Source organism: Crenothrix polyspora, assembly GCF_900163755.1.
Lineage (GTDB): Bacteria > Pseudomonadota > Gammaproteobacteria > Methylococcales > Methylomonadaceae > Crenothrix > Crenothrix polyspora.
Genome location: NZ_FUKI01000101.1, coordinates 21,255 through 43,716, shown reverse-complemented (window position 1 = coordinate 43,716; position 22,462 = coordinate 21,255). Strand labels below are relative to the sequence as shown.

At 43.3% G+C, this 22,462-nt stretch carries 24 protein-coding genes and 1 other RNA gene; 11 read left to right on the top strand and 14 right to left on the bottom strand.

Features of this window, described 5'->3' with window-relative positions; all coding sequences use genetic code 11:
• The first annotated feature begins 76 nt into the window (after positions 1-76).
• Both cobO and CRENPOLYSF2_RS07490 read left to right on the top strand, forming a co-directional pair.
• The gene (gene cobO, locus CRENPOLYSF2_RS07495; protein ID WP_087143336.1) at positions 77-613 is read left to right on the top strand and encodes a cob(I)yrinic acid a,c-diamide adenosyltransferase; all 537 of its coding nucleotides are present in this window, start codon (positions 77-79) and stop codon (positions 611-613) included.
• Positions 614-689: 76 nt separating this feature from the next.
• Positions 690-1,091, top strand: a complete 402-nt coding sequence (locus tag CRENPOLYSF2_RS07490; RefSeq protein WP_245807938.1) for a hypothetical protein — start codon at positions 690-692, stop codon at positions 1,089-1,091.
• Between the two features lie 168 nt (positions 1,092-1,259).
• Here CRENPOLYSF2_RS07490 and CRENPOLYSF2_RS07485 read toward each other — a convergent pair whose 3' ends face one another.
• From CRENPOLYSF2_RS07485 to CRENPOLYSF2_RS07475, 3 genes are all read right to left on the bottom strand, one after another.
• Positions 1,260-1,679, bottom strand: coding sequence for a hypothetical protein (locus CRENPOLYSF2_RS07485; RefSeq protein WP_087143335.1), 420 nt, complete (start codon positions 1,677-1,679; stop codon positions 1,260-1,262).
• A gap of 170 nt (positions 1,680-1,849) precedes the next feature.
• Positions 1,850-2,824, bottom strand: coding sequence for an oxygen-dependent tRNA uridine(34) hydroxylase TrhO (trhO, locus tag CRENPOLYSF2_RS07480; protein WP_087143334.1), 975 nt, complete (start codon positions 2,822-2,824; stop codon positions 1,850-1,852).
• Between the two features lie 187 nt (positions 2,825-3,011).
• Positions 3,012-4,580, bottom strand: a complete 1,569-nt coding sequence (locus CRENPOLYSF2_RS07475; RefSeq protein WP_087143333.1) for a CotH kinase family protein — start codon at positions 4,578-4,580, stop codon at positions 3,012-3,014.
• 937 nt (positions 4,581-5,517) lie between these two features.
• Here CRENPOLYSF2_RS07475 and recJ point away from each other — a divergent pair.
• Positions 5,518-7,260 carry a single-stranded-DNA-specific exonuclease RecJ gene (gene recJ, locus CRENPOLYSF2_RS07470; RefSeq protein WP_087143332.1) on the top strand — a complete coding sequence of 581 codons (1,743 nt, stop codon included), beginning with the start codon at positions 5,518-5,520 and terminating at the stop codon, positions 7,258-7,260.
• Positions 7,261-7,302: 42 nt separating this feature from the next.
• On the opposite strand, the gene CRENPOLYSF2_RS07465 is transcribed toward recJ, so the two are convergent.
• From CRENPOLYSF2_RS07465 to CRENPOLYSF2_RS07450, 4 genes are read right to left on the bottom strand one after another with little or no spacing between them, the layout of a single operon-like run.
• Positions 7,303-8,379: a peptidylprolyl isomerase gene (locus CRENPOLYSF2_RS07465; protein ID WP_087143331.1), complete on the bottom strand. Its 1,077-nt coding sequence runs from the start codon at positions 8,377-8,379 to the stop codon at positions 7,303-7,305.
• Entirely contained in the window at positions 8,380-8,658 is a 279-nt protein-coding gene (locus tag CRENPOLYSF2_RS07460) for a BolA family protein (protein ID WP_087143330.1), read from the bottom strand.
• Positions 8,658-8,957 carry a YciI family protein gene (locus CRENPOLYSF2_RS07455; RefSeq protein ID WP_087143329.1) on the bottom strand — a complete coding sequence of 100 codons (300 nt, stop codon included), beginning with the start codon at positions 8,955-8,957 and terminating at the stop codon, positions 8,658-8,660. The genes CRENPOLYSF2_RS07460 and CRENPOLYSF2_RS07455 overlap by 1 nt, the downstream gene beginning before the upstream one ends.
• 2 nt (positions 8,958-8,959) lie before the next feature.
• Entirely contained in the window at positions 8,960-9,496 is a 537-nt protein-coding gene (locus CRENPOLYSF2_RS07450; RefSeq protein ID WP_087143328.1) for a septation protein A, read from the bottom strand.
• Between the two features lie 349 nt (positions 9,497-9,845).
• Here CRENPOLYSF2_RS07450 and CRENPOLYSF2_RS07445 point away from each other — a divergent pair, with 349 nt between their 5' ends.
• Positions 9,846-10,139, top strand: coding sequence for a DUF1244 domain-containing protein (locus CRENPOLYSF2_RS07445; RefSeq protein ID WP_087143327.1), 294 nt, complete (start codon positions 9,846-9,848; stop codon positions 10,137-10,139).
• Between the two features lie 62 nt (positions 10,140-10,201).
• Here the strand turns inward: CRENPOLYSF2_RS07445 and ubiH are convergent, their stop codons facing one another.
• The 3 genes from ubiH to CRENPOLYSF2_RS07430 form a co-directional block, all read right to left on the bottom strand.
• A complete protein-coding gene (gene ubiH, locus CRENPOLYSF2_RS07440) occupies positions 10,202-11,404 on the bottom strand; it encodes a 2-octaprenyl-6-methoxyphenyl hydroxylase (RefSeq protein WP_087143326.1) in 1,203 nt (400 codons plus the stop codon).
• Positions 11,394-12,713 (bottom strand): aminopeptidase P N-terminal domain-containing protein, encoded by a 1,320-nt coding sequence (locus CRENPOLYSF2_RS07435; protein WP_087143325.1) that lies wholly within the window; start codon positions 12,711-12,713, stop codon positions 11,394-11,396. The genes ubiH and CRENPOLYSF2_RS07435 overlap by 11 nt, the downstream gene beginning before the upstream one ends.
• Before the next feature lie 70 nt (positions 12,714-12,783).
• The gene (locus CRENPOLYSF2_RS07430; RefSeq protein ID WP_087143324.1) at positions 12,784-13,308 is read right to left on the bottom strand and encodes a UPF0149 family protein; all 525 of its coding nucleotides are present in this window, start codon (positions 13,306-13,308) and stop codon (positions 12,784-12,786) included.
• Positions 13,309-13,656: 348 nt separating this feature from the next.
• On the opposite strand from CRENPOLYSF2_RS07430, the gene CRENPOLYSF2_RS07425 reads away from it, so the two are divergent.
• The 7 genes from CRENPOLYSF2_RS07425 to CRENPOLYSF2_RS07395 all read left to right on the top strand — a co-directional run bounded on the left by CRENPOLYSF2_RS07425 (position 13,657) and on the right by CRENPOLYSF2_RS07395 (position 18,972).
• On the top strand, positions 13,657-13,878 hold the full coding sequence (locus CRENPOLYSF2_RS07425; RefSeq protein ID WP_087143372.1) for a TIGR02449 family protein: 222 nt from the start codon (positions 13,657-13,659) through the stop codon (positions 13,876-13,878).
• On the top strand, positions 13,875-14,183 hold the full coding sequence (locus CRENPOLYSF2_RS07420) for a cell division protein ZapA (protein ID WP_087143323.1): 309 nt from the start codon (positions 13,875-13,877) through the stop codon (positions 14,181-14,183). The genes CRENPOLYSF2_RS07425 and CRENPOLYSF2_RS07420 overlap by 4 nt, the downstream gene beginning before the upstream one ends.
• Before the next feature lie 12 nt (positions 14,184-14,195).
• Positions 14,196-14,373, top strand: a non-coding RNA gene (gene ssrS, locus CRENPOLYSF2_RS07415) — 6S RNA.
• A gap of 360 nt (positions 14,374-14,733) precedes the next feature.
• Positions 14,734-16,470: an acetolactate synthase 3 large subunit gene (locus tag CRENPOLYSF2_RS07410; RefSeq protein WP_087143322.1), complete on the top strand. Its 1,737-nt coding sequence runs from the start codon at positions 14,734-14,736 to the stop codon at positions 16,468-16,470.
• Complete coding sequence (ilvN, locus tag CRENPOLYSF2_RS07405) at positions 16,470-16,961, top strand: acetolactate synthase small subunit (RefSeq protein WP_087143321.1); 492 nt, start codon at positions 16,470-16,472, stop codon at positions 16,959-16,961. Before CRENPOLYSF2_RS07410 ends, ilvN begins: the two co-directional genes overlap by 1 nt.
• Positions 16,962-17,046: 85 nt before the next feature.
• Complete coding sequence (gene ilvC / locus CRENPOLYSF2_RS07400) at positions 17,047-18,063, top strand: ketol-acid reductoisomerase (protein ID WP_087143320.1); 1,017 nt, start codon at positions 17,047-17,049, stop codon at positions 18,061-18,063.
• 234 nt (positions 18,064-18,297) lie between these two features.
• Positions 18,298-18,972: a hypothetical protein gene (locus CRENPOLYSF2_RS07395; protein WP_087143319.1), complete on the top strand. Its 675-nt coding sequence runs from the start codon at positions 18,298-18,300 to the stop codon at positions 18,970-18,972.
• Between the two features lie 304 nt (positions 18,973-19,276).
• On the opposite strand, the gene CRENPOLYSF2_RS07390 is transcribed toward CRENPOLYSF2_RS07395, so the two are convergent.
• From CRENPOLYSF2_RS07390 to CRENPOLYSF2_RS07375, 4 genes are all read right to left on the bottom strand, one after another.
• Positions 19,277-19,804 (bottom strand): Lcl C-terminal domain-containing protein, encoded by a 528-nt coding sequence (locus tag CRENPOLYSF2_RS07390; RefSeq protein WP_087143318.1) that lies wholly within the window; start codon positions 19,802-19,804, stop codon positions 19,277-19,279.
• Between the two features lie 180 nt (positions 19,805-19,984).
• The gene (locus CRENPOLYSF2_RS07385; RefSeq protein WP_087143317.1) at positions 19,985-20,803 is read right to left on the bottom strand and encodes an Lcl C-terminal domain-containing protein; all 819 of its coding nucleotides are present in this window, start codon (positions 20,801-20,803) and stop codon (positions 19,985-19,987) included.
• Positions 20,804-20,962: 159 nt separating this feature from the next.
• Entirely contained in the window at positions 20,963-21,505 is a 543-nt protein-coding gene (locus tag CRENPOLYSF2_RS07380; protein ID WP_087143316.1) for an Lcl C-terminal domain-containing protein, read from the bottom strand.
• Positions 21,506-21,668: 163 nt separating this feature from the next.
• Positions 21,669-22,457, bottom strand: a complete 789-nt coding sequence (locus CRENPOLYSF2_RS07375) for an Lcl C-terminal domain-containing protein (RefSeq protein WP_176371060.1) — start codon at positions 22,455-22,457, stop codon at positions 21,669-21,671.
• Positions 22,458-22,462 lie beyond the last annotated feature (5 nt).

Genomic DNA, 22,462 nt, shown 5'->3' with positions numbered 1-22,462 from the left:
TATAACTTTACCATGAATACAGGTGCTGTATGCGGTAGAATGCTGGCTTTGGCTAATTCCAATAACAGGATAGGTAATGAAAACCAGAGAGCGGCGACAAGGGCTGGTAGTGGTTAATACCGGCGAAGGTAAGGGCAAATCATCCAGCGCTTTAGGCATGGTATTTCGTGCGGCAGGCTGGAATATGAAGGTATGTGTCATCCAATTTATTAAAGGCCAGTGGCAAACTGGCGAACAAAAAGCAGCGCAGCAATTTGATAATATTGAATGGCATGCCTTGGGCGATGGTTTTACGTGGGATACTAAAAATCCGGAACAGGATATCAAGACCAGTCGAGAAATATGGGAATTCAGCAAGCAAAAAATACTGTCCGGTGAGTTTGATGTGGTTTTGCTGGATGAAATTAATTACTGTTGCGGGTATAACTGGATTTCTGGGCAAGAAATTGCTGATTTTATTACCCATGATAAGCCCGCATGGCTACACTTGATTATGACGGGACGTAATGCAGCACCGGAAGTAATTGCCATCGCACATACGGTAACCGACATGACCAAAGTAAAACATGCGTATGAACAAGGCATTAAAGCAGAGCAGGGGATTGAGTTTTAATGTACTTGCCAGTACGCTAAAAACGTAAGATTTTGCCTCAAAAGAGGCGTGTTAATAGCAATGAGAGAGGATCGATATGTCTGAAGAAAATGAAAAAATGTCTGAAACCAGCAAAATGCTGTTCGGTATTGTGGGTGTTTTTGTTATAGGCTTTATAGTGGTAGGGCTTAGCAAAATGGATACTTCAACAAATGAGCAAAAACAAGGCGCGGCACAGGTTTCCGGCTATGCGGCGCTGCATACAATGGCTAGCCAAAAATGCCCTGCCGCCATTATGGAAGCCACTAAGGAGCAGGTGTATTTTACCTCAGAAACAGACAGTGATAAGGAGACCTATCTCACACTAAAATGGGTGGGCGAAAATGCTAAAACCGGTGGCTTTAAAAAAGCCAGTTGCACAGTGCGTACAATTGTTGGCGGTATTACTGAGTTAATTATTGACGATAAGGTTTTAATCAGTAAAAAACCTATGCCATAAATATTAAATTGGAGCGAATGGCTTGATAAAGAAGCAAGCCATTTTTACAGTTGCTGCCATTACATATTTAACAAGACATGCCTTTCTTTACTTAAGAAAGACAGTTTTTGATGGCAGTAACTTTTGAGGTGGACAACTGGCCAGTCCAGTTAGACCGATTAGCTATAATTATACATTGGGTGGCATATGTTGCTGATGACGTAATACAGTGCCCGTTTGCTCAGCTAGCCAATTTTGCCAATCTTGGTCAGTTAATGAGGACGATATATCAGCAACAGAGTCCTCGTGTCTATCATATTCCTCTAGCCAAGAGCTGGTTTCAAAGGGCTTAACGTCTTGCTCTAAACCGTAATCCAGTGTTTGTACAGCACGTAGTGTGGTTTTTGATACCCGTTTGATCTCTAACAATAATTCGCGCTGTCTGATTTGTAATTCTCGAATAGCCGTTTGCAAGCTGTTTAAAGCAAAACCAAGATAGATAAAAAGCCCGGAAAAAACAAACCAACTGATTTCGCTTAAAAACATACCAAACATCGGTTCAGTCAACCGTAAAATTAACAATCCAATGCCAATTAATATCCAGTGCATGCTTTCTCCAAAATTTGGCTACCAACGTAAAGCGGGGCAAAAAATAATGATACTGAAAGTTGGGCGATCTGCTGTTTGTCAACCACATTAACACCTATTAAATCATGTTAGGTTGAAAAAAGCACTCAACCCAAGCTACATTTTGTCCCAGCCTACGTTGGTAGCCAAGATTATGACTGCGCGGTAACGGCTCGATTTAACTTAGCTACACGTTTGGCTAGCAGGGCTTTAGCCGCATCAGAACCTATATGTGCCTCACCGCGTTGCTTGGCTAATGCCATTTGTTTTTCGCGCTCTGTAAAACGTGCTTTTTGGTCAGGGGTATTTTTGTCGTAACAATAAACACAGCTAACCCCTTGTTGATAGCGTGGATCTTGTTTTTCTGCTTCGGTAATCGGTATCCGGCACGCATTACATTGGTCATATTGACCTTGCTTAAGCTGATGATTAACCGTCACCCGTTCATCAAATACAAAACACTCACCTTCCCATAACGTGTCTTGTGTGGGTACGTCTTCCAGGTATTTTAAGATACCACCTTTTAAATGGTAAACATTATCAAAGCCTTGTTCTTTTAGAAACGCCGTGGATTTTTCACAGCGAATGCCGCCCGTACAAAACATGGCAATTTTGGTATGTTTTTTAGGATCAAGATGATCTTTCACATACTGCGGAAACTCGCGAAAAGACTCGGTGTGTGGGTTAACCGCATTTTTAAACGTGCCAATTTTTACTTCGTAATCGTTACGGGTATCAATAAGTAATACATCAGGTTGACTGATCAGGGCATTCCAATCATGCGGATTAACGTAAGTACCCACAACAAATTGCGGATCAATACCGGCAACCCCCATCGTAACAATTTCTTTTTTCAGCTTAACTTTAGCACGATTAAACGGAACGGTGTCGGTGTAAGATTCTTTGCCATTAAGGTCTGCCAAACGCGCATCGTTACGTAAACCTTGTAATAACGCATCTATAGCGTGCCGCGTTCCTGATACTGTGCCATTAATACCTTCACGCGCCAGCAGTAAAGTACCGCGAATAGCGTGTGCTTCCATTAGGTTTTGTAAGGGTTGACGTAAGTCTTGATAATCATCCAAGGTAACAAATTTATACAGCGCACACACAACGATTTGAGACATAACTAATTTTCCTGGTGCAGGTTGGATCGTAAATCCACCGCGTAAAAGCGGCTATTTTAATCAAAACCGGTGCTGTTGTCAGTAGGCATAAAAAACCCCCGCTCGGAAAACTCCGGCGAGGGTTATTATGGAACTAAGACTTTAGCTTATAACCTGCTCAGCGCACATAATACGCTGTTGTTATTGGTTATGGCAACGTGTTAATGTAATTAGTCATAGCAGGCAAACGTATTTTTAAGAACGCGGTTAAATACTTAGTTGTGCTCAATGTAGGGTTAGAAATACCTTTAGGTTGGCCACTGGTAAGTGTACCAGTACCTGGTTGCGGCCATAACGCAGCATTTCTTTTAGCTGCACCACCGCGTACTAAAATAGCTTGTTTTTGACTAAAACGTGCCAGTAAGGCTTTTTCAGATAAACTGGTTTTGCTGAGTACCGCCCAACGCTTTTTCAATAATTCACTAAAGCCGGTATCAGGATCAGCTAACAATCGGTTAATTAAATTATTATCTACCGTTGCAAAAAAAGTAGATGTCGGATCTGCCTTACCATCCCACGCTAAACCGAAGGTAGCGTTGTGATCCCAAGGCACAACAAAAAACTTACTACTGCCAGCATTTTGTGCAAGGAAAAAATTCTTGGAGGTTGTATCTGACGACTGGGTGGCTTTTGATAGCAAGTACCAGTCAGCAAGACTGTTAAAATCAATGCGTTTTTCTATACCAACAAGAAAATCAAGCTCACTCGAATTGGCAACAAAATCAATCAATTTTTTAAGCGGTGCAAAGTCTGCTTTGGTATTGGGGTATACCTGAGAAAAATTAAATTCAATATCGCCTTTTTTATAAGGGAAGAACAGCTCAGATGTCGCCACCGTTTTTCCGTGCCATACAGAAAAATCTGCCTTATATATGCTACTACCGGCTGCAAGCTTTAAACCCAGCAATGTTGGCCCTACATGCTGATTTAAAATATAAACACCTTGGTACTTGTTGTTTACAATGGCTTCTACTGGCTGTCCTTGTATGGCATTTTGCCCATTAGGGCGTGCCTTGTCTTTATTAGGATGGATTTCATTAAACACATCCATACTAATATTATTACGGGCAAAACTGGTGTCTGCGTAAGACGCATCCAAAATCCAGTCATCGCCCGCCTTCATGTCAAGTAATTTAACCTTGTTAGGTGTAGCGGCTGTACCCAATTTTAAGCCCAAAGATTTTTTATCAAAGTCTTGCGTTGTTTGGCCACGGGTTTCTATACCCATAGGTAATTTTCCGGTGTCTTGGTTAAATTCGCCACTCATTAAGCGAAAATCACCACGAACTTTAGGGGTATTAATAATGGGGCCTGTGGTTGTAATTTGTATAACCGGAAGATTAGTGAACACCACTGTATAGGTATCAACCAACGCACTGCCGTTAAAAACTTTAATAACTTCTGAGCTATCACCGTATTTTACCGCTTTAAAATGGCAAGGTTGGCCACTTTTCATTTTTTCACCACCACATTCAAACGAAAAACTACCGGCGGTATCAAATTTAAATATGGGATCAAAGGCTTTTGCGGCAGTAAAACCTTTACCTAAAGACACAAATGCACGTTTATTAGCAAGGTTTGCCGTCTCAGAACCGACAGCAATGTCGTTTAGTCGCACGTTAAATCGTGCTAAAGAGATGGCGTGACTTGAGCCGGAAAAAATTAACATATTGATAGCCAGACCTTGTATCAAATACGATCCAAATTTATTGCGCATGGAAAAAACCTATATAAAATTAATGAAAAAACGCTTATTTTCCTTTTCACAAATAAGAATTTAAGCAATCTAAAAGCTATCAAACAACGTATTACTAACCAATATTGATTACGTGTTAACCAATATTTTCGACTAAAAACTTAACATAAGTACGCTAAGATTAATCCTTAAGGGCTTACCTTGAATACTTACTCCTTTCTTCTTTCTTTTTAAAAAACAAATACAATCAAAGATGACAATTTTTGTATACGACACGAGACACTGGCTATAATGTTTTAGGAATCAACAGGTGAGGCGCATAAAAATTATTTTAAATTTTCAAAAGCGCTGTATTACGTTTTTAACAAAGATGAGTGCGCCTGTCATTTGTTACCTAAACGTGTTGTGCAGGCATATGGCTAAATTTAACCCGATTCATAGAACAATAAAATGCAATAGTTGTGCCATAAAAAACTATACTCACAAAATCAGTCTATTATTAGTATCACTCGGTATTTTAGTTGAAAAATATTCGCTAAGTTGTAAATTAATACGACATAGTTAGTGATAAATAAAAACCTGTGCTATTCCACCATAGCTTGAATATTTCCACATCACTGTAAAGCATACAGTCAACAAGCTCTCTGGCTTTGCCGATAGCGTATTTAGGCTAACTTAGTGTTTATATTTTTTGTTTTTAAGAATATATTTGTAAATTAAACCGACACTATCGAGCTGCGATTGCTATTGTTTTTACCACACCTTTAAGCTCGTTTAGCATACATTAGTTATACCGAAAATAACGTGAATCGCGTCACAAATAAAGCCATTAAATTTTTCAATAACTGCTAAAACAGTACCGTTTTAAAAAATCTAGCGTAAGCTTTTATGCGACACATATAATTTTTTGCACTATACAACATCCGCTACATTTACAACTACTTACCCAGCAGGCATTATGTATTCCCAAGGCGTTAAAAAAACCATTGTTACTCGACAAGTTGCTAAAAAATCCAATAGCTTGGGTGATATACATCCCGTTTTGGAACGGGTGTTTTTAAGTCGTGATTTAACATCAGCTGCTGATCTGGACAGATCATTCGCTAAGCTACCTTCGCCCTGGTTATTGTCAAACATGCAGACTATGGTGAATCATCTTATCACCGCATTTTTGCAGCAACAACGCATCACCGTGGTAGCAGATTTTGATGCCGATGGCGCAACCAGTTGTGCGTTAGCCATTAAAGGCTTGCAGTTACTCGGCTTGCAGCAAGTGCGCTTTGTTGTGCCAAATCGCTTTGAATATGCCTACGGTTTAACACCGGAACTCGTTGAGCTGGTTAAGTTACAACAGCCGGATATTATTCTGACCGTTGATAATGGCATTTCCAGTATTGAAGGCGTTGATGCAGCCAATGCACTGGGCATTAAAGTTTTAATTACCGATCACCATTTACCTGGTAAGCAATTACCGGCTGCGGCAGCTATTGTTAATCCGGCTTTGGTTGGTGATGAATTTCCAAGCAAGGCAATTGCCGGTGTGGGTACGATGTTTTATGTATTACTGGCCTTACGCAGCCGTTTACGAGAAATCGCTTGGTTTACAGAACAACGCCCTGAACCCAATTTGGCCAGCTTACTGGATTACGTCGCCTTGGGCACAGTGGCCGATGTTGTAGCGTTAGATGCGGTGAATCGTATTTTGGTGCATCATGGCTTATTGCGTATTCGCGCAGGCGCAGCGCAGCCTGGCATTAATGCATTAATTGCGGTGGCCGGTAAAAGTCCACACACCATTCAAGCATCCGATTTAGGCTTTGCATTGGGGCCACGTTTAAATGCCGCAGGCCGTATGGACGATATGTCGCTAGGCATACAATGCTTGTTAGCGACCGATTTGATCACTGCTAAAAAAATGGCTGATCAATTAGATGCGTTAAATAATGACCGCAAAGAAGTTGAAGGCCAAATGAAACAAGAAGCCCAGCATTTGATAAGCGAAATGAAAATGCTGGATGGCAAACAAGCGCTCGCAGGCGTTTGCTTGTATGAAGCTAACTGGCATCAAGGTGTTATTGGTATTTTGGCATCACGTATTAAAGATCAACTGCATCGTCCCGTGATTGCCTTTGCTTCTGCCGGTAAAGATCTAATTAAAGGCTCGGCACGATCAATTCCAGGTGTACACATTCGTGATGTATTAGCCGATATCGCCATCGCACAGCCTAAATTATTGTATATGTTTGGTGGCCATGCAATGGCAGCAGGATTAACGATTGCCATGCACGATTACCCAGCCTTTGCCCTGCTATTTGATGCAATGGTTAAAAAACGCCTAGCACAGGTCGATCTAGCGCAAAAATTACTGGTTGATGGTGAACTTAGCGAACACGATATGAACATTGAATTTGCTGATATGTTACAAAACGCTTGCGTCTGGGGGCAAGGCTGTCCTGAGCCTGTGTTCAGTGGCCAGTTTGAGGTGGTACAAGTAAAAATTGTGGGGCAACGGCATTTAAAGCTGTTACTTAGAAAACTCAACGGCGATCTATTAATCGATGCGATTGCATTTTTTATTGATAAACCCGAACACTGGCAAGGAATGCGTGCGTGTACTGCTGTTTACACCCTTAATATCAATGAATTTAGAGGTAATCGTTCGCTGCAATTAATGGTGCAGTATATGGAAAAAACCCTGTAAAAAAGGGCGGCATAACCGCCCTTTAGTCGTGCCAATAAAACCTTATTTTTTTGCAGGCTCAGGCTTTGGTGCGGGCGCTGCGGGCGCAGGTACAGCAGCAGGCGCTGCTGTCGGAACCGGTGCAGCATCTGGCGCAGGCTCAATAGTTGCTGGCTGTTCGACAGGTGCAACTTCTGCACCTAGTGCTGATCCTGCGGCAGGTGTGGGTGCTGTGGCAGCAGGGTTAGCGCCAGGAACGGTGGCAGGCGCAACGACTTTGGCTTTGTCATCGGTAACCGGTATCAAAATCTCAACTTTTGCTTGGGTACGTAAACCTTCAAGCATTTTTTGAATCTTTTGACGTTGCAAAGACGGTGTTATTTGATCTTTAACCGAGTCAAACGGGGGGGGTGTTTGAGCGCGAGAATCTTCTCTTAAAATAATATGAAAACCAAATTGGGTTTTAACCGGTACTTTGGAGTATTTGCCTTTTTCAAGTTTAGCAACTGCTTCCGAGAACGGTGCTACCATTTGGCCAGGATTAAACCAGCCTAAATCGCCGCCGTTTTTCGACTCTTTAGCATCCAATGAATTTTGGTTAGCCAACTTCGCAAAGTCACCCCCTTTATCCAGAGCTGCGATCAATTTTTTCGCTTCGTCTTCAGTTTTTACCAGAATGTGGCGCGCTTTGTATTCGGTAGCATTTGTTCCACCTACTTTGGCATCGTATTCCGCTTTAATTTCTGCGTCCGTAACAGGATTTTTCTTAACGAAATCTTGCAGATCCGCCTGTGTTAACAACGATTTTCTCGCCAAATCCAGTTGTTTTTGCATGTCAGGTGATTTATCCAACTGCTTTTTAACCGCATCTTGAATTAACAATTCGCGCTGTACCAATTCTTCAATTAACTTTTCTTTAGGAAAAGCTTGGCCATGGGCTTTTTCAGCAATTTCTTTTTCTAACTCAGCCAAGGTGGCTTTGCTGATAAATTGACCATTAACGCTGGCAATGGCATCTTCTTTTTTAATGACCGCTGCGGGCGCGGCAGTATTGCTGCCAGTGGTACTATTCATTTGTTGATCACAACCTGCGAGCAGCGCAGTACCAGCAACTAATAAGGGGATAAGTTTCTTATTCATTTATAAACTTCCTTTGGTTTCTTCTGAGGGTGAAATGGCATTAATACCTAACGCGTGAATTTCTTGCTTCATGAGATCGCCCAGCGCCTTGTAAACAAGTTGATGGCGTTCGACGAGCGATTTTCCTTCAAATACATCTGCCACAATAGTGACATGATAATGACCGCCGCCACTTCTTGCACCCGCATGGCCGGCATGTGCAGCACTGTTATCCAGTACCTCTAACAGTTGTGGTTTAAGCGCATCGGTTAATGATTTTTTAATTAAGTTTGAGGTCATTATGGTAAAACTTTTTTAAAGGGTTTAACAGAGACTCTGGCATAAACACCAGCGTCGATATAGGGATCAGCTACTGTCCATTGCTGTGCGGCTTGCAGGTTATCAAATTCGGCCACAATAAGACTGCCGGTAAAACCTGCATCACCTGGATTTTCAGTGTCAATAGCGGGATGTGACCCTGCCAGTATTAAGCGTCCGTCATCTTGCAGTGCTTGTAAACGGGCAAGGTGAGCGGGTCGTGCAGCTAATCTTTTTTCCAGGCTGTGTGGAACATCTTCGCTAATAATGGCGTATAACACGGTTATTCCTCGGTATCAGATACGTATTTATATAAAAAAACCATTTGTAACGCAATAAAAACCAACATTAACACCGGCACACCAAACGTTTTAAAGTTGACCCAGTCGTCAGTGCTGTAATGGAACATAACATATAAGTTAATAAAACCCACACTGGTAAAAAAACCTGCCCACAGTAGGTTTAAACGCTTCCAGATGTTAGCTGGCAAGGTCAGGCTGCCCGACATCATGCGCTGAACAAAAGGTTTTTCGCCAATAAACTGGCTGCCTAAAAAGGCCAAACCAAACAGCCATTCAATAATCGACAGCTTCCATTTTAAATATTGCTCATCATGTAAATAAATAGTGGCACCGCCCATAACCACCACCAGCGCCAAGGTAATCCAGCGCATGGCTGCAACTTTACGGTGTAATACCAAATCAATCGCAACCTGTATTATGGTGGCCGCAATCATAACCATTGTGCCAACGTAAATATCGTAAAACTTATAGGCTGCAAAAAACAACAGTACGGGAAAAAACTCGAAAATTTGTTTCATAATCGTTAGCGTGGAGGAATAAGATGCACGATTGTAATCCACTGAAAAGTCGATTTTAAGAGCGCGTGTTGATTATTTAAGCGTTGCCAGGGTGTTTGATTTACATCGGTTGTTGCGTTATTTTTTGTATCGCTGGCAAAACGCCGCATTATCGGCAGTTAAGCAAAAGTTCTACCGAATAAAGAATAGTTCATTTTTTACTACTTAACAGCCTATTTTTGCACAGAGTTCGATTATTGCATTAAAACTATGAGCTTAATGTGGTCATTGTAAAATCTTTGTGTCTAAATGTACATGATGATATGACAGTTCCTGCTAAAATGTGCTATCAATTACAAACCTTATTATTATGGATAAAACTACCCAATTAGAATTAGAAGCCGCTGCATTCCGGCGCTTAATAGCACATTTACAGCAACACAGCGACGTGCAAAATATTGATTTAATGATCTTAGCGGATTTTTGCAGAAACTGTTTGGCAAAATGGTATACCGCCGCTGCACAAGACAAAGCTATCGATGTGGATTACGAACAAGCCAGAGAAATTGTCTATGGTATGCCATACAGTGAATGGCGCGATAAATTTCAGCACGAGGCTACGCCAGAGCAATTAGCAGCATACGCCCTTAAAAGTAAATCATAACGCGAGCGATTTTGTTGCATACTGAGATCTGGTTGCCTTTTATCGACCACAGGCAACTCAGCTTAATTTTTGGGCAATAACGACACTGCTAATCCCATGGCATGACGTGTTAACAACGATTTGGCAAAAGGAATGTGATCCAATAGCGTTAGACTCACATTTCTGGCGGCGGCCACTGGTAACCAATCATTGGAAAAAATGCGGATTAAGTTGTCAGTGAAAGCCACCGTGCGATCATGGTCACGCTGTCTGCTTGTGGCGTAATTTTGCAAAAAGTCGCTTGCGCCAATATCTTCACCCCGGCTAGACTGCGCTTTAATACTGTCTGCCAATTGAATCACATCTCTGATACCTAAATTAAAACCTTGCCCAGCCACCGGATGCAATTGATGCACGGCGTTACCAATAATCACCGCACGATCACTGATCATGGCCTTTGCGCGGATCAATGATAATGGGAAGGCGTGGCGTGGTGCGGCCAGCGTCAGTTCGCCCAGCTTAAAGCCAAAACACAATTGCAATTCTGCCAGAAAATCAGCTTCGCTACCGGACATTAAAGCTTCGGCGTTTTCAGGAGAATGCGTCCAAATAACCGCGCTGTGGTGGTTGCCAATGGGCAATAGCGCCAAAGGCCCTGTACTGGTAAAACGTTCGTAAGCGGTATTCAGGTTAGGGCGCGATGTTTTTACCGTGGTGATAAGTGCGGTTTGATCATAAGCACGGACGTGTTGATCAATTTCCAGCAGCTTGCGTACCGAAGACTGACCGCCATCCGCCCCCACCACCAATTTAGCCGCCGCACTAAAGCTGTCATTGTGGCGTTTTAAGCTGATATTCATCTCACTGATGCCGGACATTAAGCCAACAACACGCGCCGGATTAATACACTCAATTGCACTTTCAGCAACCCGCTTGGCAACGTAGCTTTCAATGTCGCGGGCAGCAATAACATAACCCAAAGCATCGACGTTTTCTTTGTGTGCCGACAAGCGTGTTTTACCAAAATGACCGCGATCAGACACATGGATGGTTTTAATCGCAGTCGCATGATGCTGTATGTCTTGCCAAACCCCAAGGTCTTCCAGGCGCTGTATCGTGCCAGCGGCTAAAGCCAAAGCGCGACTGCCTGCGGGATGATTGTGCAATTGTTCGGGAGTATTGGCCTCAACGACAGCAATATGCAGACCGCTATCATGCAGCGCTAAAGCCAAGCAATTACCGGCTAAGCCGCCACCAACAATTAACACATCATATTCAGCTGACATTGATAGCCTGCATTAAAGTTTCAATTTCCAGTATGGTTTTAGGCACGCCGCTACTTAAGACTTCATGACCTTGTGTGGTAACCAAGACATCGTCTTCAATGCGGATACCAATGCCGCGCCATTTTTCATCCACTTGTTTACAGTTAACGGGAATATACAAACCAGGTTCTACAGTTAATACCATGCCAGGTTCTAACAACCGCCATTCCTGATTGATTTTATAATCGCCGACATCGTGTACATCCATACCCAGCCAGTGGCCGGTTTTGTGCATATAAAAGGCTTTGTATTTTTCGTCTTTAATCAATTTTTTGATTTTACCTTTCAAAAGTCCTAGTGCTACCAAGCCACGCGTTAGCACTTCAACAGCGGCATCATGTGGCGCAAGCCACGGCTGCCCAGGCTTAACTTGCTCTAAAGCAGCGTATTGCGCATCTAACACCAGTTGATAAAGCAGCTTTTGCGGCTCACTAAAACGACCAGAAACAGGAAAGGTGCGGGTAATATCCGCCGCGTAATGATCGCATTCTGCTCCAGCATCAATCAGTAATAAATCACCGCTTTTTAATTTATCGGTGTTGTTAACATAATGCAGTACGCAAGCGTTTTTACCGCCAGCGACAATAGAAGGATACGCCGTGTAACGCAAACCATTTTGCATAAAATGATGCACTAATCCGGCTTCTATTTGGTATTCGTACAGGCCGGGTTTGCAGGTTTGCATGGCTCTAATATGCGCACTGGCTGATACTTCGGCAGCACGGCGCATTAGCTTGATTTCTTCAGCGCTTTTATAAAGCCGCATGTCATGGACAAGGTGATCTAAAGAAATTAACTCACCTGGCGCTACTGCACCGGATCGCGAGTGGCTTTTAATGTGGTTAATCCAATCAAGTAAACTGTGATCAAGATCGGAATTGCGTCCCATGGGGTAAAACACACGGGTTTTATTTTCCAGCATGCCGGGTAAAATATCGTCTAAATCGTCAATAGGAAAAGCATCGTCAGCACCGTAGTTGCCGGTAGCACCTTCTAGCCCTGCATGAGCGCCCTCCCAAATAGCTTTTTTCTCATCGTATTCCTGGCAGAATAATATGTATTCACCTTGCTCACGCCCTGGAATGAAAACCGCCATTGCGTTGGGCTCATTAAAACCGGTGAGGTAGTAAAAATCGCTGTCTTGTCGAAACGCATAATTGACATCCCGATTACGCGAACGTATTGAAGCGCTGCTGATTAAAGCAATATTACCTTGGCCCAGTCGCTGCATGAGTTGTTTGCGACGTTTTTTAAATTCGCTGTGTTTCATAGTTGTATTTATTTTTATAGTGATATTTTCGTAAATACTGACTTGCAATAACGTATGTCACAGTGGCTAGTTAATGGACAGTATCGGTATGACTGACAGCAAGCTCATCACGCAGTAATAAAACAGCAGCGCGTAAATATTCGGTAATTTCCATAAAAGCCTGCTCATCCTCTTCACCTTCGACATCGGTATCGAGTTTGGTAAATTCGGCAATATCTTTGAGTATTTCGCGGCCATTTTTTACGCTACTAATAACCGATGTGCCCGTTAGACTGATGCCAAATAAAAAACCGCGACACCAACTTTGTAACGCTTCCGCTTGCTTAATCAAGGCTTGGCTATCGTCAGGTAAAAACAGATTAAAAGTATAATCATCACTGGTCAACGTTGTGCGAGTGATATTGAAAAATTTTACCAGTACATCGCTGTGTGAGTGCGACAAAGATTGCTCAGCAGATAATAGCTCTTTTAACCAGTGTGCGCTGTTAGCGTGTTGATTAGCGCACAGCAATCCGGTAGCTAAGCCGTGTGCTTCGGCAGCACAGTACTCAATTTCACTTTGTAGCAGCAGGCTATTGATCTCGGCGTAGGCCATGATTGTGTCCAATTGGTTACGATAGCTAAAAAAAAATCAGCGCCTATGCTACCATTGAAGTTCTAAGCAGACTGAAATTTGTTAAACGTTGTGGCTTCCCAGTTAGGATGGGGCAAAATAATAATGCTGTGGGTTAGCGTGGCATTGCAACCAATGTTTTAATACCTACGGAAAGGTAGTTGACTACGATTACTAGCGGACTCTACAGCCTTGTTTTTGGCATTAAAGTCAAATCGCTAACAATAACTGTATCACGCCATAATGTAACAAAAATAAATCCTAATTAGGCATCACACTGTAAAATTTACTAAAAATTGGCTGCGCTTACTTGCAATGTTAGTTAACGACATGACACAGACAGAATACATCCTAGAATTGAAAAACCTTGAAAATAAGCTTGATCAGCTCATTGAGCAGTATACAGCCGTTAAAAACGAAAATAACTCTCTCAAATCCAAACAAGAAATGTTGGTCAAAGAAAAAGACAGTCTCCTGGAAAAAACCAATCTTGCCAAATTACGGGTTGAGGCCATGATTAATCGATTAAAAGCAATGGAGTATGGCTCATGACACAGAAATTTCAACCCATATCACTGACTATTATGAGCAAGGAGTATAAAATTGCCTGTGACCCTGACGAGCGAGATACATTGGTTCGCTCTGCGCAATTGTTGGATCAGCAAATGCGTAAAATGCGTGATACCGGAAAAATTAATGGCTCCGATAGAATTGCGGTAATGGCCGCTTTAAACCTGTCTCATGAGTTAGAAATAGTTAAAAATCAAAATGCCTTGCTAAGCCAGCAACTTGGTGAGTGCTTAGATCATATCCGCAATAAAATAGAAAACGTTTTGGATAATCCACAAACAGAGTAAACTATTAACCGGTATCTCCTACAGTGTTCGACAGTGCGCTGGGTGTTTCCTGAACCTATATTACCCCCGGGGGTGAATTCCGATAATGTGAGCATGCCCGTCTCGACGGGAAGCCTGATTTATCGCCCGCATCCCCACTTGAACCATCGGTTCAAGGACGAAAGTGTATAACGGCATCGGTGGGAGATACACTTTTTATTTTGTTGACGGTTTTTAGCACCGTTAAGATTACACCATGAACATCTCCGCCCCAATACGCTTCAATTAAATATTTTAGCTAACCAGTTTTAGTCAGATTATTTAAATCCCCTCTACATTGCCGAAAAATGCCTGATTTTTATAAAAATTGTGCTTTTTTATCTTAACAATACATATCGCCGTTACAATTTCAACCAAAATCCAGTAAAATGTCCGGTTAGGTAATAGCATTAACTTTATTTTGCTGTCGTGTATTCACTTGTTTTTAGCCGTGCGTAAGCACAGAGCGACCCAAAAACACTTATAATTTAATGACATCGCAAAAATCATCTTACGTTTACGAGGTATTAGCGTGGAGCTAAGCGGCGCGGAAATTCTGATTCAAAGTCTGAAAGACGAAGGTGTAGAATTCATTTTTGGCTATCCTGGCGGGGCAGTGTTGCATATTTATGATGCACTGTATCAACAGGAAGATATCAAACACATATTGGTTCGGCACGAGCAAGGTGCAACCCATGCGGCAGATGGCTATGCCCGCGCGACGGGAAAACCCGGTGTGGTACTGGTCACCTCAGGCCCTGGTGCGACCAATGCCGTCACTGGTATTGCCACAGCCTATATGGATTCTATTCCGATGGTAATTATTTCTGGTCAGGTATCATTGCCGGTTATCGGCAGCGATGCGTTCCAGGAAGTCGATATGATCGGCATTACCCGCCCGTGTGTTAAACACAACTACTTGGTAAAAGACGTTACCAAGTTAGCTGAAACCATTAAAAAAGCCTTTTATGTGGCCACTACCGGTCGTCCTGGGCCTGTAGTGGTTGATGTGCCGAAAGACATTACCGCACCGCACATTAAAGTGCCGTATAAATACCCTAAAAAAGTCAGTATCCGTTCTTACGAGCCGACAGTAACTGCGGATAAAGGCCAATACAAAAAAGCCCTGGAATTAATATTGGCAGCACAGCGGCCTATTATTTATTCCGGTGGTGGCGTGGTATTGGGCAATGGCAGCAAGCAATTAACCGAGCTGACACGTTTACTGGGTTTTCCTATTACCAATACTTTAATGGGCTTGGGCTCATTTCCTGCGACCGACAAGCAGTTTATTGGTATGTTGGGTATGCACGGAACTTATGAAGCCAATATGGCCATGCACGAGAGTGATTTGATTATCGCGATTGGTGCGCGTTTTGACGACCGCGTTACGGGCAAGCTGGATTTATTTTGCCCGTATGCCAAAATCATTCATTTCGATGTCGATCCTGCGTCTATTTCCAAAACCGTGAAAGTAGATGTCGCTATTGTCAGCGATGTTGTGCCAGCGCTGGAGCAGATGATTGACTTGATTAAAGACAGCGAGAAAAAGCCCAGCAAGAAAGCCTTGGAAATTTGGTGGAAACAAGTTGAAGACTGGCGCTCTATTGATTGCTTGGCTTATGACCGTAACAGCCCGTTGATTAAGCCGCAGTACGTGGTGGAGCAATTATACGAAGTGACCAAAGGCAATGCCTATGTTACGTCTGATGTCGGCCAGCACCAAATGTGGGCGGCACAGTATTATCACTTTAATAAGCCACGCCGTTGGATTAATTCCGGTGGTTTGGGCACGATGGGTTTTGGTTTACCTGCGGCTATTGGCGTTAAGCTGGCGTTTCCTGATTCCGATGTGGCCTGTATTACCGGCGAAGCCAGTATACAAATGTGTATCCAAGAATTATCGACCGCTTTGCAGTACAAAACACCGGTTAAGATTATTAACCTGAACAACCGTTACATGGGTATGGTCAGGCAATGGCAAGAGTTTACCTATGAATGCCGTTATTCACACTCGTATATGGATACCATCCCTGAGTTTGTGAAACTGGCCGAAGCCTATGGTCATGTCGGGATGCGTATTGAAAAACCGGAAGATGTGCGCCCTGCCTTGGAAGAGGCTTTTGCGTTAAAAGATCGCACGGTATTTTTAGACTTTATCACCGACCGCACTGAAAATGTCTACCCGATGATAGAAGCGGGCAAAGGCCATCACGATATGAAATTAAGAGTTGCCCTAGGCACAACAACGGATAGGGAATTGGCGTAATGAAACACATTATTTCTATTCTGATTGAAAATGAATCGGGCGCGTTATCGCGGGTGGCGGGCTTATTTTCGGCGCGAGGCTACAATATTGAATCATTAACCGTTGCCGCCACCGAAGATACCAGCTTGTCACGGATGACCTTGGTCACCAGCGGCAGCGAAGAAGTGGTTGATCAGATTGTTAAGCAATTGAATAAGTTGATTGATGTGGTCAAATTGATCGATCTGATGGATTGCCCGCATATAGAGCGCGAACTGATGTTGGTTAAAGTCCATACCAATGAAAAAACCCGTGAAGAAATCAAAAATGTGGCGGATATTTTTCGCGGCAAAATCATTGATGTCACGCCAGTTTCTTATGTTGTTGAAATTACGGGGCCATCGGATAAGCTGGATTCATTTTTGGCCGCTATTGATGCGAAAAGCATTGTTGAAGTAGTGCGCTCTGGCGCAACCGGTATTTCACGCGGCGAAAAAGGTTTGCACATTTAATTATTAGTACGACAAGCAAGGCTCAAAATTTAAACCCAGTCTACTCTACTCATTATTTTACTTTTATTGATACCTAGGAAAACACATGCACGTTTATTATGACAAAGATGCCGATCTTGCAATCATCAAAGGCAAAAAAGTAGCCATTATTGGTTACGGTTCGCAAGGCCATGCTCATGCAAACAACTTAAAAGACAGCGGGGTTGAGGTTGTTGTCGGTTTACGTGCCGGTTCGCCTTCGGTTGCTAAAGCGCAAGCTTGTGGCTTAGTGGTTAAAGATGTGGCTGATGCCGTTGCCGATGCCGATATTGTCATGATTCTGACCCCAGATGAATTTCAATCGCAATTGTATAAAGCCGAAATTGAGCCAAATATCAAACAGGGTGCAGCGTTAGCATTTGCACACGGCTTCTCTATTTTATTCAACCAAGTTGTGCCCCGTGCCGATTTGGATGTCATCATGATTGCACCGAAAGCACCTGGCCATACCGTGCGTTCTGAATTTGTTCGTGGCGGCGGCGTACCGGATTTAATCGCGATTCATAAAGACATGTCTGGTACAGCCAAGGCTATCTGCTTGTCTTACGCATCGGCTATTGGCGGCGGCCGCTCTGGTATTATTGAAACCACCTTCCGTGATGAAGCTGAAACCGATTTGTTCGGTGAACAAGCGGTATTATGCGGTGGTGCAGTTGAGTTGATTAAAGCCGGTTTTGAAACTTTGGTAGAAGCCGGTTACGCACCGGAAATGGCGTATTTTGAATGTCTGCATGAATTGAAACTGATTGTGGATTTAATGTACGAAGGCGGTATCGCCAACATGAATTATTCAATCTCTAATAATGCTGAGTATGGCGAGTATGTTACCGGCCCTAAAGTAATTAACGCTGAAAGCCGTTTAGCCATGCGTGAAGCGTTGCAAAATATCAGAAATGGTGAATACGCTAAACGCTTTATCGTAGAAGGTTTAACTAACTACCCTGAAATGACTGCTAAGCGCCGCTTAAATGCCGAGCATCCTATTGAAGTGGTGGGCGCAGAGCTGCGCAGTATGATGCCGTGGATTAAAGCCAATCAGATTGTGGATAAAGCGAAAAACTAAATCTTAGCAGTTACTGCGCAGCGTGTTTTAACGCGGCTAACCGATTGTCAAAAAAGCCCATCTCTACGATGGGCTTTTTTTGTTAAAAAGTGACATTTTTTGCTGATGCCCTAGTGAGTAATTTAGCAATTTAATTATATATAATACTACAATCAATACCTTATAAATTGGCATACGATTTGCTTTATTTAAAATATACGCTTTCGTAATTTTGAATACATAAGGATATTGCTCATGACTGCCAGTATAAAATCTACCGCCGCTAAAATTATGGTTTTTAATTCACTTGGCTTTGCAGGTGAAAACAAAATCTCACGCTTATTAATTGATGACTTCACCCTCGATCAACATGTTGGTGACAACGGTGTTGACTATAGCGCCACCAATTCTTTAGAAAAACTAACCTCAGCGACTGCGCTTAAGCAAGTAACGCGCAATGTCTCTGCATTAGCCACTGGCGGTATTTACGAATTTGAAACAGTGATTATTGGTGGTTCATTCTTAAAAATTAATAATTCTGGTGGCTCGAACGGGACTTGTTTTATAGAGTACAGCTTTGAGGCTGCCGATTTTAATGCTTTAGGTCATGGCATTTTGTTACAGGCACTCGATGTTGATTTTGATTTTTCTGTAAATATCTCAATTAATGACGGTCTTGCCAGTACCGGATTTCAGCTGTGTACGGGGACGCAATTTTTTCAGTCTTATTCGGCTTTTAGCGGTGATAAAACCCAGTTTAATTGTGTTACCCGCTTGCGTTTAGATTTTAAGGTGGAGCAATCCCAATCGATAAGCGCACAAATTACCCATCTTGATGAGCACAGAAAAGCACCTAATCCCGCTATTTTAAATTTATTAGGCTTAGGTAATGTTGAGTTAAGCGCGTTTTATCAAAAAAGACACGCGTAATTGGCGTTTTTAAAATTAGTGCTGTAACAACACCAAGCAATACGTACTTTTTAAGTGTAGCTTGCTTATGTTGTTACGCACCAATCAATATTAAAACAGAGAGGAATCAGTATGATACGGATTATGGGATTGTTAGTTGTGGTTAGCGTATTTATAGCAATGGCGCAACCGTTTGATACCATAAAGCTTTTGGAGCTGTCAGCGCCGCAAATAAATACTGCACAATCAACATAACATCTTCTTTGTACACAAGCATACCGCGTACTTCATTTATCAGCCACCCAGCTAAGCCAAAAACATAAAATCACTGTCCGCTACGCACTAACCGCAATTGATTGGAGTTGTTCTGGCTGTGGCCAGCGATGCCGTAGTCGAACTCGACGATCAATGCGAAGCCGTCATCGCCAGCAAGAGAAGACGACCAAAACCCATTACCCAGCGTCGTTGGAAACACACTCAGATTAATGGCTGGATGGACGCATTGCTCTTCTACCAACGTACCCAGCTCTTTTATATTGGGTACGCGCCAGTCTTTATAACCAGCAAAGCCAGCGCTGCTATTTACCGTTTGCGCTTGTTGCAAGGCTTCTTGCCAGTTGTAGGCAGTGGCAAAAAAATGGCAAGTGTGGCTGGAGGCATTCCATTGCTGGCCTTCACTGCATTTTTTCCACATCAGGCCGGTATACTTGTCTGACACCGTACCGTTGTTATAACTGGTAAAGCGAGCCGTTGGCGTGGTGGCGGTTATCTGGGTTTGGCAGGTTTGGGCGTTGCCTAGCAGCGGTAACACTACCAACAGGCAGCTTAGTATGGTTTGGCAGGTTTTAGGCATTAACTCTACTCCGGTTTTAAAAATTTAACGGTAAACAAAGCGGCATTTCAAGCCTGTTCGGCAACACGCACAACCGAGCGGCCTTGCTATAATCGACAATATTTTGGCTCGTCAGCCAGTAACAGGCGTTTGATATTCCGCCAGAGGGCTATTGATTCTTGGCATCAGCAAAAGGCAGAATCATTGTCCGCTACGCACTAACCGTACTTGATGCCCGTAGTTGTTCTCGTTGTACCACCAGTAAACGAAGCCGTAGTGGAAGCGGAAGTCGACGACCCATACGCGGTTGCCGCCAAAGAAAGCATCGTAGGCACTAGGAGACGACGACCAAAACATCGTAATATCGGATTCAGGGAAATACTTCCGATCCAGTGCCGGCTCGATACTATGCAATGAGGCTAACCCCATTAATTCCATTCGAGTGGGCATGCGCCAGTCTTTATAGCCACACCAGCCGGCCTTGTTAACCGCTTTTACATAGGCATAGGTATCGCAGCTTGTAGTATTCACGCACTCACCACCGTTTTTATAGCCCGCACTACCGCCATTGGTTTTGCTATCGGGGTTATACCAACTGTAGGTCCAATTCATGTCGTGCAAACCGTTGTCATTGGTTTTACCTTCCCACATTAAGTGGGTTACGTTGTCTTTTACACAATTCCAAATCTCAGCGCTGGCAGGTAACGCTTTGCCAGTGTTACTGATTTTGGTAAAACTAAAACCAGCACGGCCGTCGGTATTTTTGTTGTACTTTTTATCGCGGCCATATTGAGCATCTTGGCCAGGAAAACCCGCTAACGGGCAAGGTAAATTTCTTTTAGAGCCATTTGAGCAAGTAGTAATGCCGGTGTCGTTAAGCGGCATTTTATAAACAGGTTTTGGGGCAGGTTTAACAGCTGTGGCACTTAAGGCTATATTGCTAACGGGCAAGGCAAACAGTAATCCGGCAATTATTGGTACATACTTAATGCTTTGTCTGATGCTTGGATTAGAAATCATCGTAAATTCCTTGTTTCTGCTAGGTATAAATGGCGCATCTATTTTGTTTGTGCAATCACAACATGGGTATTTTTACAAAACACCGTAGCATAACGTTGCCTTAACCGGCTGGCTGACAGTGCTGTTGTTTTCTGTCTCCAAAGCCAACAACACACAAAATCATTGTCCGCCGCGCACTAACCGCACCTGAGTGTAGTAGTTGTCCTTAGGGTTCTGCCCGCTGGGGTAACCGTAGTAGAAGTCGACGCCCCATGCGTTGGTGCCACTGCCGGCATGAGGAGACGACGACCAGAACACCTTCCCCGGAGTCGTTGGAAACACAGTCAAATTAATGGCTGGATCTTCGCATTGCTCTTCTAATAACGTATTCAGCTCTTTTATATTGGGTACGCGCCAGTCTTTATAACCCGCAAAGCCAGTGCTGCTATTTACCGTTTGCGCTTGCTGCAAGGCTTCTTGCCAGTTGTAGGCAGTGGCAAAAAAATGGCAAGTGTGGCTGGCAGCATTCCACTGCTGGCCTTCGCTGCACTTTTTCCATATCAGGCCGGTATATTTGTCTAACACCGTACCGTTGTTAAAACTGGTGAAGCGAGCCGTTGGCGTGGTGGCGGTTATAGTTTTGATCCAGCAGGTTTGGGCGTTGCCTGACAGTGGCAGCAACACCAGCAGACAGCATACTGTGGTTTGGCAGGTTCTGGACATTAACTCTACTCCGGTTTTAAAGATTTAACAGTAAACAAGGCGGTATTTCAAGCCTGTTCGGCAACAGCCAGATGCCTTGCTATAATCGACAACATTTGCCAGCAACAGGCGATTGATATTCCGCCAGAAGGTTATTGATTCTTGGCATCAGCAAAAGGCAGAATCACTGTCCACTACGCACTAACCGCACATGAAAGGCATAGTCTGGGTTGGACCAGAAAACGTAACCATCGCTCAAGTCGACGTACCATAAGTAGATGCCGCCATTGTAAACACTAGGAGACGACGACCAAAACACCCCAATATTGGTTTCAGGGAAATACTTTTTATCCAATGTCGGCTCAACGCGATCCAATGAGGCCAAGCCCATTAATTCCGTTCGAGTGGCCATGCGCCAGTCTTTATAGCCACACCAGCTGGTCTTGTTAACCGCTTTGATGTAGGCAGTGATATTGCAATTTGTAGTTGTCATGCACTTGGCAGGATCGGGGCCACCGTTTCTGGGTTGGATATTGGCGTTAGACCAAGTATAAGTCCAGTCCATGTCGTGCAAACCGTTGTCATTGGTTTTAACTTCCCACATCAGGCGCGTTACGTTGTCTTTTACACAATTCCAACTCTTGGCGCTGACCGGTAACGCTTTACCCGTGTTACTGATTTTGGTAAAACTAAAACCGGCATGGCCGTCGGCATTTTTGTTGTACTTTTTATCGCGGCCATATTGGGCATCTTGGCCAGAAAAACCTGCTACTGGGCAAGGTAAACTATTTTTAGAATTATTTGAGCAAGTAGCAATGCCGGTATCGTTAAGCGGCATTTTATAAACAGGTTTTGGGGCGGGTTTAACAACGTCGGCACTTAAGGCCATATGGCTAAAGGGCAAGGCGAATAGTAATCCGGTAATTAGCGGGACATGCTTAAAGCGTTGCCTGATGCTGAGATTAGAAATCATTGTAA